The organism is Paenibacillus kribbensis (assembly GCF_001705305.1).
Lineage (GTDB): Bacteria > Bacillota > Bacilli > Paenibacillales > Paenibacillaceae > Paenibacillus > Paenibacillus kribbensis_B.
In genome coordinates this window covers 305,656-317,130 of record NZ_MCBP01000001.1, presented here as the reverse complement: position 1 = coordinate 317,130, position 11,475 = coordinate 305,656, and the positions used below count along the sequence as shown (strand labels likewise).

Genomic DNA, 11,475 nt, shown 5'->3' with positions numbered 1-11,475 from the left:
TTAACATGTGTGCTTACCGGGTGCTGGTTGTAGATGATTCGGCCTTTATGCGCAAAATTATTTCAGATTTAATTGTAAGGGATGAGTCGTTCACCATCGTAGGTACAGCTGCCAACGGCAAAGAAGCTGTTGAGAAAGTGAAGGAGTTACAGCCGGATCTGGTTACCCTGGATGTCGAAATGCCTGAAATGAATGGGCTTGAAGCATTGCCATTGATTATGGCAGCCCATCCGTTGCCTGTCATTATGCTGTCTGGCATTAATGAGCAAGGCATGAAGGAGACCATCATGGCTCTGGAGGCAGGAGCTTTCGATTTTATAAGAAAGCCATCTATATCTCATGCGCAAGACATTGGGCAGGTGAGCAAGGCGCTGCTGGAGCAGATGCATACCGCTATGCAAGCAGTGCGCAGCCGTATGGAGCGTAAGGAAGCGAATGAGCGCAAAGCAGCGCTGGAGCATGAGAATAAAATGCCACTGGAAAACCCTCCAGAGGGACAGGCTGTGACAGAGAAACGAGTGGAAGTACCAACAGAGAAGACCCGTATTACTCCGCCAGTTTCTCCACCTGCTACATCGGTGCAGCCGAAGCGAGATGCTGTCAAGCCCGTCCAGGCCGCTGCCAAGCCAGAAACAAAACGGGAGCAGTCAGAAACACCTGTGACTGGTGAGCGCAAAGGTCAATCCTCGGCTCAGCCGAGCAAACCAGCGAAAGCACCTGCTGCGCAGCCGAAGCAGGAACCGACCAATGATACGGAACGAAAGCATAGGAAACTGAATATTTCCGGTACGGCTGCTGCCAAATCGTTGCAGGGTACGGACAAGGCAGGACTGGTTAAGCCGGAGCACCGGAAGACCGTAACTTCATCGGCTTCTTCCACTCCTTCGACGGCTGCGCTTCCGGTAACGGCACCTGCAATCCCGACTGCACCCAATGGGCTGTCTTTTAAAAAAGGTGTGCATACACCCAACTTTCGCAAGCTGGTAGCGGTTGGATGCTCTACAGGTGGCCCGCGGGCGCTGAAGACGTTGCTGGAGCGCATTCCTGGGGATTTTCCCGCCCCCATCGTCATCGTTCAACATATGCCTCCTAACTTTACTCGCTCGCTGGCGCAACGACTGAACACGTTGAGCCCTCTCCGAGTAGTGGAGGCAGAGCAGGGAATGACGCTGGAGACCGGTACCGCCTACATCGCTCCAGGAGGATATCAGTTAAGAGTTGTGTCAGGAGCGGGCGGTAAATACACCGTTTCACTGAAGACGGAAGAAGCTCGTAATGGTCACCGTCCTTCTGTAGATACGATGTTCGAATCCTTGCTCCCGTTAACCTCGCTGGAACGGCATCTAGTGTTGTTGACTGGCATGGGAAGCGACGGAGCTAAGATGATGAAAAAGCTTTATGATGCTGGGGTACAGTCCACATTTGCTGAAAATGAGGAAACTTGTGTCGTGTACGGAATGCCCCGCTCAGCAGTAGAGTTAAAATGTGTGCGCCACCTTCTGCCTATGCAGGAGATCGCCCCTAAGCTTGTACAAGTTGTGAAATAATCGGAGTGTAACTCATGGAGGAGGTGTCTCACAATGGACATGAACCAATATTTAAACATGTTTATTGATGAGTCGAATGATCATCTGCAATCTCTTAACGAAAATATGCTTCAACTGGAAAGCAATCCTACAGATCTAGGCATAGTTCAGGTGATTTTCCGTTCTGCCCATACCCTCAAAGGAATGGCTGCTACGATGGGGTTTGAAGATCTGGCTTCGCTCACTCACCAAATGGAAAACGTTCTTGATCTGGTACGTAACAATAAGCTGGCGATGCATGAATTTATATTCGATACCTTATTCAAGGGATTGGATGCTCTGGAGTCCATGGTGCAGAACATTACAGAGGGCGGCGATGGTAAAGCGGATGTTTCCTCTATTGTAACTTCACTGCAGTCCATCGTGAGCGGTGATTTCCAAAAGTCTGGTACGGATGCTGTTTCAGAGGATTCTTCATCCAAAAAAGTGGAACGCAGCGATAGTGCTGGGCTTGTTCTGGATCAATTTCAGTATTCTGTACTGGAGCAATCTATTTCCGAGGGACATCGTGTTCACTATATACAAGTGACAATCAGCTCAGATAGCCAACTGAAGGCGGCACGTGCTTTTATGGTATTCAACACGCTGGAAAATTCCGGTGAAATCGTGAAATCCTATCCGTCCGTACAGGATATTGAGCAGGAGAAATTTGAACAAAGCTTCTCGTTATATTACATAACGCAGAAAGAAGTCGGGGAGCTGGAAAAGGAAATCGCAGGTATTTCCGAAATCGAAACTGTCTCCGTAGTACAGCTGGATCAGGAATCTCTTAAACAAATGAGCGAAGTTACTGCCGGACTGGTAGAGGCTGCTGCGGTGCAGGAGGCTGTTGCCGTACAACAATCCGCTCCATCCCAGCCGCAGTCTCCAACTGCGGCCTCTGTTGCTAAGCCAGCTGCAGCTAAAGCACCAGCAGTCAAAGCAGCTGCACCTACACATAACCGTACTATCCGTGTAGATATTGAACGTCTGGACGTACTGATGAATTTATTCAGCGAGTTGCTCATTGACCGGGTACGGTTGGAGCAGCTGGCAAGTGAAGCTTCCAATCCGGCACTGACAGAAACGGTAGAGCATATGAGCCGTGTGAGCAGCGATTTGCAAAACGTCGTGCTTAAATTGCGGATGGTTCCGGTCGACACTGTTTTCAACCGTTTTCCACGCATGGTGCGCGATCTGGCCAAATCACTGGATAAAAAACTGGATCTGCTTATTACTGGTGCAGAAACTGAAATGGATCGCACCGTTATCGACGAAATTGGCGATCCTCTGGTGCATTTGCTCCGTAACTCCGTGGATCATGGAATTGAGTCAGTAGCCGACCGTATTGCCGCTGGCAAACCAGAGACAGGAACGGTGCAATTGCGTGCCTTCCATAGCGGAAACAACGTATTTATCGAGATCGAGGATGACGGGAACGGCATTAATCGTGAGAAGGTACTGAATAGCGCTATCTCCAAAGGGATTTTGACAGAAGAGCAGGCAGCCGTCATGACCGACGAGGAAGCCTATCAGGTGCTGTTTGCTCCGGGCTTTAGTACAGCGGCGGTTATTTCCGACGTATCAGGACGCGGTGTTGGTCTGGATGTTGTTAAATCCAAAATTACCGCTTTGGGTGGCAATGTTACCGTTCACTCTACCTTGGGGAAAGGCACCAACTTCTCTGTACAATTGCCTCTGACCCTGTCCATTATTGCAGCGATGATGATACAGATTGGCTCTGAAAAATATGCAATTCCTTTGTCCTCCATTGTGGAGACCGCGATCGTCAAACGGACACAAATTCGTTCGGTACATGGTAATAAAATGATCGCTTTCCGCGATTCCCATATCCCGCTTATCTCCTTGAGTCAGCTGTTTGAGGTGCCGGACTTCAATGAAGATGAAGAAGAAGAGACTGAGGTCGTGGTAATCCGCAAGGGAGACCGTCTGGCAGCACTTTCTGTGCAGGACTTTTTGGGGCAAAGTGAAATTGTCCTTAAAAATTTGGGCAAGTACCTTCCAAACATTCAAGGAATTTCAGGCGCCACGATTTTGGGTGACGGTCAGGTTGCTTTGATCATTGACCCGAATGTTTTCATTAAATAATGTCTTCATTAAAAATGAAAGAAATGTGAGATTGCTGACATCAATAAGGAGGGTTTTTAGACATGGGAGAAGAAATTAAAGTTATCGTATTTAAGCTTGGTGAAGAGGAATACGGTGTCGAAGTAGAAAAAGTCCAATCTATTGAACGCATGGTGCCGATTACACGGGTTCCGAGAACATTCGATTTTGTTAAAGGCGTATTCAACATGAGAGGCGTAGTCATCCCGGTTATTGATCTTCGCGGCCGCTTTGGATTGCCTGAAGCTGAATATACGGATCAAACCCGTATCATTATCGTTGCAGTAGGTGAGATGCAAGTCGGCTTTATCGTTGATTCGGCGAATGACGTTATTGACCTGAATACCGACAACATCGAGACACCACCGGAAGTGATTGGCGGAGTCAAGGCTAAATACCTTCGTGGAGTTGCTAAAATCGGTGAAGAGCGTCTGCTGATTATGCTGAACTTGTCCGAAGTCCTGAATCGAAGTGAAATGAACCAACTGGAAGGTTTAGAGGACTAATATATGGAGAATCTTAGGAATCTCGAAGACTTCAAGTTGGATGTTTTGAAAGAGGTTGGCAACATTGGCTCGGGGAACGCTGCTACAGCGCTCTCCCGGCTTCTCAATAAACCGATTGATATGGGTGTGCCCAAAGTACAGATGCTGCCCTTTGAGGAAATTGCTGATAAAGTCGGTGGGGATGAGCAACTTGTTGTTGCCGTATTTTTTAGGGTCGAAGGGGAAGCACCCGGCAATCTATTTTTTATATTGCAGCCCCAGGCGGCTAAAAGTCTTCTTTCCCGTCTGGCGAGCATTCCTTCAGATGACGAAGACAGCTTTAACGAAATGGAGCATTCAGCCCTATCCGAGATTGGAAATATTTTAGCGGGCTCATACCTGTCCTCGCTGGCGGATTTCACACGTTTGTCTATGTATCCGACAGTCCCTGCGCTGGCTTTGGATATGGCGGGAGCAATTCTCAGCTACGGACTGCTCCAATTTGGGCAAATGGGGGATGCGGCTTTATTGATTGACACATCGTTTCTGGAAGGACAGAATCAGATTGAGGGTCAATTTTTCCTTATTCCTGATCCAGAATCGTTCGGGAAAATTTTTAGATCGTTAGGAGTCCCGATGAACGATGATTGAGGAAAAAAGCATCATTAAAGTCGGCATGGCAGACTTAAATGTAACCAGCAATCCGAATTCGATTCGCACGACAGGACTTGGCTCCTGCGTCGGATTGACCCTCTACGACCCTCATTTGAAACTGGCAGGCATGGCACACGTGATGCTACCGTCCTCGGATATTGCACGTGAAGGGCAATTGAACATTGCCAAATACGCGGATACAGCATTGCCAGAGTTATTTGAGCGGATGCTGAAATTGGGAGCCGAACGCCGCAGACTGATTGCCAAAATGGCAGGCGGAGCACAGATGTTCGCCTTTGCCGGTAGTGGAGATACCATGCGGATTGGTCCCCGCAACGTAGAATCATGTAAGGAAATGCTTGTAGATCTTGGTATTCCTTTAATTGCAGAGGATACTGGCGGTAATTATGGACGAACGATTGAATTGGACTGTGAAACCGGCGTTTTGAATATTCGAAGCGTACAAAAAGGTGTAAAGGAATTATAATCATGTTATTTGGCAGCTTACGCATTAATCTTTGGTCTGGAGTAGTCGGATTTTTTCTGACTTTTGTGTTGTCCGTTGGCAGCAATCTGCTGACCACGAGCTTAATTCGTGGCTTGATCGCCTTCGTTTTTTGGTTCCTACTTGCATTTGTGCTGCGCTGGACACTTGGTGTTGTAGCGCGGCCAGATCTGGGGAATGCCCAAAGCCGGGCAAGCTCTCAGGTAGATGGCGTAGGTGAGAATCTGGACCTGACGACACCAGACGAAAATGAAAATCTGAATGAATTGCTGAAACCGAAGCCAGAGCAGACGGACGGGGGAGATCATGGTTTCGCACCTTTAAACCCGCCTAAGCTGGTTTCCAACAAGAACCCTGAGGAATTGGCCAAGGCCGTTCGTCACCTGACAGACAAATAAGGAGGGTGAAGCCGATGAACGAGCGAAAAGCCGCTCATTTAAACCATTCCGAGCTGTGGGAGCAATGGAAAGAACACGGTGACAAGGAAGCAAAAAAGCAGTTAATTGAAAAGTATCTTCATATTGTGGAGTATGTGTCAGGTCGGCTTGCAGTAGGCTTACCTAAAAATGTATCCAAAGACGACTTGGCGAGTAACGGTGTCATGGGTTTGATTGATGCTTTGGAGAAATTTGACTATGGACGTGGTTTACAGTTTGAGACTTATGCTTCTTGGCGTGTTCGTGGAGCGATTTTGGATGGTCTTCGTCAAGGGGATTGGGTTCCTCGTTCAGTTAGGGAAAAAGCGAAAAAAATTGAAGATGCCTACCAGCATTTGGAACAGAGGTATTTGCGTACGGTGAGCGATGAAGAGATGAGCCATTATTTGGACGTCTCCGAGAAAGAGTTTCAAAATATGATTCAGGAAGTTGCTGTTATGTCGATCGTCTCACTGGAGGACCCGATCCGCGAAGAAGAGTCGGAAACACGGCTTTCCCTTTTGGTGGACGAGAAGGCGAAAAATCCGGATCATAAAGTCAATGAATTTACACTTCGTGATGCCCTTGCACAAGGCATTGACAAATTGACTGAAAAAGAGCGTATCGTTGTTTCTTTATTGTATTACGAGGATTTGTCGCTCAGCGAAATTGCTGAGGTCATGTCGCTCTCCCCATCGAGAATTTCACAGTTGCACTCCAAGGCAATATTACGCCTGAGAGCGACATTGGACAAACAACGGGATTTGTTAATGCGTAAAGATTAACGTACAGGAGGTTACAGTAACAGTTAAACGGAAGGAGGACCCTTGTGGAGAAGCAATATGCTTTGGACCAGTTTTTAAAAGTGGTTGTCTCACCTGACAAACAAACCGCCTATTTGGAGTTTGCCAAACGTGAGGAAGGCTTTAACTGTTCTGTGGAAGAACTGGAGCGTTTTCTGAGCAGCCAGAAAATATCTTATGGTTTAATTACTGATGCGATTCATACATTTGTGGCACGTCCGGAAGATCATTTCTTCACCAAATTATTGATTGCTCAGGGAAAGCAGCCGATCCATGGCAAAGACGGAAAAATTAATCTGGCCGAAATCGTGACCGGAGATTATACACATAAGCCGCTCGAAACCGTTGATGGCCGGGTGGACTATAAAGAATTAACTCGTTTGCGAAATGTAAAGCGTGGACAGCTGATTGCCGAACGGGTTGAGCCTCTGCCGGGTGTACCGGGTATTGCTGTAACCGGGGAGGAAATTCCTTTTCTTCCGGGTAGAGAGGCCCGCTTTAAGATTGGAAAAAATGTAGTGATTCATCCGGAAGGTATTGCGATGTATGCGGCTATTGACGGATTGGTGACTACAACTGAAAAGGGCAAGCTTAATGTATTCCCTGTATATGAAGTAAACGGAGACGTGGATTATGGTGTTGGTAACATTGATTTTGTTGGAACCGTCGTCATTCGTGGAAATGTATTGACAGGTTTTCGTATTCGGGCTGCTGGCGACATCCGTGTAATCGGTGGTGTGGAAGGTGCTGAACTGGAAGCAGAAGGTTCGGTGGAAATCAGTGGCGGCATTATTGGATACCATAAGGGCTATGTGAAAGCAGCACAAAATGTGAAATGCTCCTTTATACAGGATGGTAACGTCATTGCGGGAGGCGATATTCTCGTATCCCAGAGCATTATGCATTCCCAGATTAAAGCGAGCAAAAATGTAATTTGCGAGGGGACAAAAGGACTCATCGTGGGTGGCAATGTACAAGCAGGTGAAAAGGTAGTGGCGCGTACCATCGGTAACACGATGTCCACAGCTACCATTATCGAAGTGGGCGTGCTTCCAGAACTGCGGGATGAGCTGACAGAGCTGCGCGCACGTTTGAAGCAGCAGACAGACAGTCAGGATAAAACCAATAAGGCCCTCACTATATTGGATCAGCTAGCTGCCACTGGACAGCTTGCACCTGAAAGAATGGCCATGCGAATCAAGCTGACATCTACTAAAAAATCTAATGAGCATGAGCTTATGGAAACCAAGTCCAGGATGCTGGAAATCGAACGAACTTTGGAAGATACGAGCCGTGCACGGGTAGAAGTAAAAAATATAATTTACGGCGGCTCTAAAATAGTTATCGGCAGATATACGAAATTTATTAAAGATTCAGTGGAAAGAATGGCGTTTTATTATCATGAGGGAGACATCAGCATGTCCTCTTATGTATAATTTAGTATACAGATTCTAACTCAACATTGTATTTCTTGGAAGACATACACGGATGCTCAATCGGAAAGGGCGTGGTCCAATGAGCTTGAAAGCTGTTGAATTGCAAATTGCCGTACCCCGTACCAGTGAAGCAGGTAGATACCAAAGTGATTTCCATCAGCGGCCGATGAATGACCAGGCACTGCTAGGACAAAAGAACGTGCTGGAGACAGAGAACTTGCGTCAGCGAAGCAGTGCGGTAGATGAGTCTGCAGAAGCATTTGTCGATGAACGGCAAACAGGAGCTCAGGGCAGGGAATCTTCGCAGCAGAGCCGTTCCCAATCTGGTGAGAACGAGCTGCCTAAAGAGCATCCGGCAGAGCATCCGTATAAGGGACACCATATTGATTTTTCGCTCTGATTTACAACAGGTGGAGGAGCATAATTAAAGGAGACGATGGGCAGTGGACCAACCATGGATTTATATTGTTCTGCTGGGCATTGCAGCTGTTGTCTACGCCCGGCTGCTGCCTAAGCGTCAGCCGGATCGGGGAACAGAAGAGGCCGTCGTCCAAAAGGTCGAGGCCACACTGGAGCAATACATGGCCGATATTGAAAGCGATAATGACGAGCTGATTGAACTCGTATCTGGTATGAAGCAGGAATACGCAGTGAAGCAGGCAGCATTACAGGAGCAGGTAGCTGAGCTCCGAAACCGCATCGTCGAGCTTGAGCGACAGGCTGTGCTTGCTGCGGCCTCTGCGCAGGTGGAGCCTACATCTGGGGGAATACGCTATACAGGTATTTCTCAACAGGCAGCGACTGCTTATGACCAGTTTCACAGACCGCAGTCCACAATGCCCTTACAAGAAGAGCATCCTGTTTCGGACGCTCTCATCGTAGCCGGGGATGAGCAGACGGCGTTGCAAGAGCCTGAAACCGAACAGGCACCAGAATCCATCCGTGATCGTTATCAAGAGCTGTTTGCGCTCTATGAACAGGGGAAGTCGGTGGATTACATAGCCAAGCAATCAGGTATCCAGCGGGGCGAGGTACAGCTCATATTGCAACTGGCAGAACGGGAGGATCTGAAATGATCAAAAATCGTTCATTTATGCTAGGCATGGGTACCGGACTTGTAACAGGCGCATTGCTGCTGCAACTGGCGATGATCGGTCAGGGACAATCGCAGCCATCCTCAATAGATCCGAAAAACATGACCCGTGAGCAATTGGAGAAGGCGGCAGCCGGATTAAATCTTCAGATCAGTGACAGTTCTGATCCGAAGATGACAGAAGAGGAATGGCGGAATAAGGTTATCAAGGAAGGCAGCAAAACACCGACTGCACCCCAAAAGGCAAAACCAGCTCAAACGCCATCAACACCAAAGGTACCCGCGAACAGTACACCTTCGACTGCTTCTAAGCCTGCGGCCAGCACGTCTATAACGAAAAAACCGGATAATCCGCAAGTGAAAGATTCTGGTACTAAGACTACTCCAGCCGCCCCTAAGCAGCCTGCTACTCCGCAAGTGCAATATAGCATTGCATCGGGAAGTAATTTGAGAAGTGTGGCATCCGGCTTGGAGAAGGCGGGCATTGTTTCGGATGCCAGTGCGTTCGAGGCTGCGGCTAATGCTCAAAAAATCAATACCAAAATTCGTACCGGTACCTATCAGTTTGTCAAAGGTGAGGATTTCGGTTCTATCATTACTAAAATTACAAAGAAGCCGTCCAACTGACCAGTACGGGAAGTGGACGGCTCTTATCTTTTCTTAAAAGCTCGACGGACGGAAGTACCCAGGTTACTTTGTGCACGGATTCAACGATTGTCGAAAAGTTGGTTGCAACGATGCAAGTGTTATGGTATATTAATTGACGGTGTTAAAAACGCACGTCGGTTAATTTCGTGAAGGGTGCTTTCAACAGAAAGTCTTTATGAAAAATGATGTCGGCGGAGGACACACAAAAAACCAAACTTAGGAGGTGTGTGAAGATGGCAGTAATCTCCATGAAACAGCTTTTGGAAGCTGGGGTTCACTTTGGTCACCAAACACGTCGTTGGAACCCGAAAATGGATCGTTATATCTTCACTGAAAGAAACGGTATTTACATCATTGACTTGCAAAAGACAGTGAAAAAGGTTGAGGAAGCTTACAACTTCGTAAAAAGCATTGCAGCTGAGAATGGTACAATCCTGTTCGTAGGCACAAAGAAACAAGCGCAAGATTCCGTTAAGGAAGAAGCAGAACGCGCTGGTCAATTCTACATTAACCAACGTTGGTTGGGTGGAACGCTGACTAACTTCCAAACTATCCAAAAACGTATTGATCGTTTGAAACAGCTGGAATCTTGGGAAGAGGACGGCACATTCGCAGTTCTTCCTAAAAAAGAAGTTATCATCCTTCGCAAAGAAAAAGATCGTCTTGAAAAATTCTTGGGCGGTATCAAAAACATGAAGGGCCTTCCAAGCGCTCTGTTCATCATTGATCCACGCAAAGAACGTATCGCGGTTGCTGAAGCTCGTAAATTGGGTATCCCAATCGTTGGTATCGTTGATACTAACTGTGATCCAGACGAAATCGACTATGTTATCCCAGGTAATGACGATGCGATTCGCGCTGTTAAATTGCTGACTGGTAAAATGGCTGATGCAGTTATGGAAGCAAACCAAGGCGAAGAAACTACAGCATAATATTTCCGATAGGAAATACCTATACGAATTAAATGAAAAGGGTGGTTGGCAGGTGGATAACCTCTCACTACCCTTTTTTTAAGGAATAAAGCTCGTGTATACCACTGAAAATCAAATTTGGAGGGAAATAATATGGCAGTTAATGCTAGCGCAGTAAAAGAGCTTCGTGAAAAAACAGGCGCAGGAATGCTGGATTGTAAAAAAGCGCTTGAAGAAGCAAATGGTGATTTGACAAAAGCGATTGAAGTTCTGCGCGAAAAAGGACTTGCAGCTGCAGCCAACAAAGCAGGCCGTATTGCTACTGAAGGCGTTGTTGAATCCTACATTCATGCTGGCGGCCGTATCGGCGTACTGGTAGAAGTAAACTGCGAAACAGACTTCGTAGCTAAAACAGACCAGTTCAAAGATTTTGTGCGCGACATCGCTATGCATATCGCTGCATCGAACCCTCGTTATGTTCGTCGCGAAGAAGTGCCACAGGAAGAGATTGAAAAAGAAAAAGAGATCTTGAAAGCACAAGCTTTGAACGAAGGCAAACCAGAAAAAATCGTTGAAAAAATGGTTGAAGGTCGCATCGGTAAATTCTATGAAGAATTCTGCTTGCTGGAGCAATCTTTCATCAAAGATCCAGATAAAACAATCTCCACACTGATCAATGAGAAAATCAGTACGATTGGTGAAAACATTTCCCTACGTCGCTTTGTTCGTTTTGAGCTGGGTGAAGGTCTGGAGAAAAAAGAAGACAACTTCTACGAAGAAGTTATGTCTCAAGTGAAACAATAATTACCAACGAGCGGTAATTGAATATGGA

General features: G+C 47.0%; 13 protein-coding genes. All 13 read left to right on the top strand.

Translation table 11 applies throughout. From position 1 onward, the window contains the following. Positions 1-5: 5 nt before the first annotated feature. Complete coding sequence (gene cheB, locus BAZ21_RS01400; protein WP_068496370.1) at positions 6-1,547, top strand: chemotaxis-specific protein-glutamate methyltransferase CheB; 1,542 nt, start codon at positions 6-8, stop codon at positions 1,545-1,547. A 33-nt stretch (positions 1,548-1,580) separates the two neighbouring features. Further along, positions 1,581-3,674, top strand: coding sequence for a chemotaxis protein CheA (locus BAZ21_RS01395; protein ID WP_068496369.1), 2,094 nt, complete (start codon positions 1,581-1,583; stop codon positions 3,672-3,674). A gap of 62 nt (positions 3,675-3,736) precedes the next feature. Then, on the top strand, positions 3,737-4,198 hold the full coding sequence (locus tag BAZ21_RS01390; protein ID WP_068496368.1) for a chemotaxis protein CheW: 462 nt from the start codon (positions 3,737-3,739) through the stop codon (positions 4,196-4,198). Between the two features lie 3 nt (positions 4,199-4,201). After that, positions 4,202-4,828 (top strand): chemotaxis protein CheC, encoded by a 627-nt coding sequence (locus tag BAZ21_RS01385; protein ID WP_068496366.1) that lies wholly within the window; start codon positions 4,202-4,204, stop codon positions 4,826-4,828. After that, complete coding sequence (locus BAZ21_RS01380) at positions 4,821-5,318, top strand: chemotaxis protein CheD (RefSeq protein WP_007430048.1); 498 nt, start codon at positions 4,821-4,823, stop codon at positions 5,316-5,318. The genes BAZ21_RS01385 and BAZ21_RS01380 overlap by 8 nt, the downstream gene beginning before the upstream one ends. 2 nt (positions 5,319-5,320) lie before the next feature. Continuing rightward, positions 5,321-5,734, top strand: coding sequence for a hypothetical protein (locus BAZ21_RS01375; RefSeq protein ID WP_068496363.1), 414 nt, complete (start codon positions 5,321-5,323; stop codon positions 5,732-5,734). A gap of 14 nt (positions 5,735-5,748) precedes the next feature. Further along, positions 5,749-6,537: a FliA/WhiG family RNA polymerase sigma factor gene (locus tag BAZ21_RS01370; RefSeq protein ID WP_007430050.1), complete on the top strand. Its 789-nt coding sequence runs from the start codon at positions 5,749-5,751 to the stop codon at positions 6,535-6,537. Positions 6,538-6,581: 44 nt separating this feature from the next. Beyond that, on the top strand, positions 6,582-7,991 hold the full coding sequence (locus BAZ21_RS01365; RefSeq protein WP_068496361.1) for a DUF342 domain-containing protein: 1,410 nt from the start codon (positions 6,582-6,584) through the stop codon (positions 7,989-7,991). 79 nt (positions 7,992-8,070) lie between these two features. After that, positions 8,071-8,391, top strand: a complete 321-nt coding sequence (locus tag BAZ21_RS01360) for a hypothetical protein (RefSeq protein ID WP_068497053.1) — start codon at positions 8,071-8,073, stop codon at positions 8,389-8,391. Positions 8,392-8,434: 43 nt separating this feature from the next. After that, positions 8,435-9,067, top strand: coding sequence for a DUF6115 domain-containing protein (locus tag BAZ21_RS01355; protein ID WP_068496358.1), 633 nt, complete (start codon positions 8,435-8,437; stop codon positions 9,065-9,067). Continuing rightward, positions 9,064-9,711: an endolytic transglycosylase MltG gene (locus BAZ21_RS01350; RefSeq protein WP_068496356.1), complete on the top strand. Its 648-nt coding sequence runs from the start codon at positions 9,064-9,066 to the stop codon at positions 9,709-9,711. The genes BAZ21_RS01355 and BAZ21_RS01350 overlap by 4 nt, the downstream gene beginning before the upstream one ends. Before the next feature lie 254 nt (positions 9,712-9,965). Continuing rightward, positions 9,966-10,664 (top strand): 30S ribosomal protein S2, encoded by a 699-nt coding sequence (gene rpsB, locus BAZ21_RS01345; protein ID WP_007430055.1) that lies wholly within the window; start codon positions 9,966-9,968, stop codon positions 10,662-10,664. A gap of 132 nt (positions 10,665-10,796) precedes the next feature. Further along, entirely contained in the window at positions 10,797-11,447 is a 651-nt protein-coding gene (tsf, locus tag BAZ21_RS01340; protein ID WP_068496354.1) for a translation elongation factor Ts, read from the top strand. Positions 11,448-11,475 lie beyond the last annotated feature (28 nt).

Excerpts from the sequence above, each read along its gene's own strand:
- BAZ21_RS01395 (WP_068496369.1), top strand. The coding sequence starts at position 1,581 with ATGGACATGAACCAATATTTAAACATGTTTATTGATGAGTCGAATGAT.
- BAZ21_RS01380 (WP_007430048.1), top strand. The coding sequence starts at position 4,821 with ATGATTGAGGAAAAAAGCATCATTAAAGTCGGCATGGCAGACTTAAAT.
- BAZ21_RS01370 (WP_007430050.1), top strand. The coding sequence starts at position 5,749 with ATGAACGAGCGAAAAGCCGCTCATTTAAACCATTCCGAGCTGTGGGAG.
- BAZ21_RS01350 (WP_068496356.1), top strand. The coding sequence starts at position 9,064 with ATGATCAAAAATCGTTCATTTATGCTAGGCATGGGTACCGGACTTGTA.
- BAZ21_RS01390 (WP_068496368.1), top strand. The coding sequence starts at position 3,737 with ATGGGAGAAGAAATTAAAGTTATCGTATTTAAGCTTGGTGAAGAGGAA.
- BAZ21_RS01385 (WP_068496366.1), top strand. The coding sequence starts at position 4,202 with ATGGAGAATCTTAGGAATCTCGAAGACTTCAAGTTGGATGTTTTGAAA.
- BAZ21_RS01375 (WP_068496363.1), top strand. The coding sequence starts at position 5,321 with ATGTTATTTGGCAGCTTACGCATTAATCTTTGGTCTGGAGTAGTCGGA.
- rpsB (WP_007430055.1), top strand. The coding sequence starts at position 9,966 with ATGGCAGTAATCTCCATGAAACAGCTTTTGGAAGCTGGGGTTCACTTT.
- tsf (WP_068496354.1), top strand. The coding sequence starts at position 10,797 with ATGGCAGTTAATGCTAGCGCAGTAAAAGAGCTTCGTGAAAAAACAGGC.
- BAZ21_RS01360 (WP_068497053.1), top strand. The coding sequence starts at position 8,071 with ATGAGCTTGAAAGCTGTTGAATTGCAAATTGCCGTACCCCGTACCAGT.
- cheB (WP_068496370.1), top strand. The coding sequence starts at position 6 with ATGTGTGCTTACCGGGTGCTGGTTGTAGATGATTCGGCCTTTATGCGC.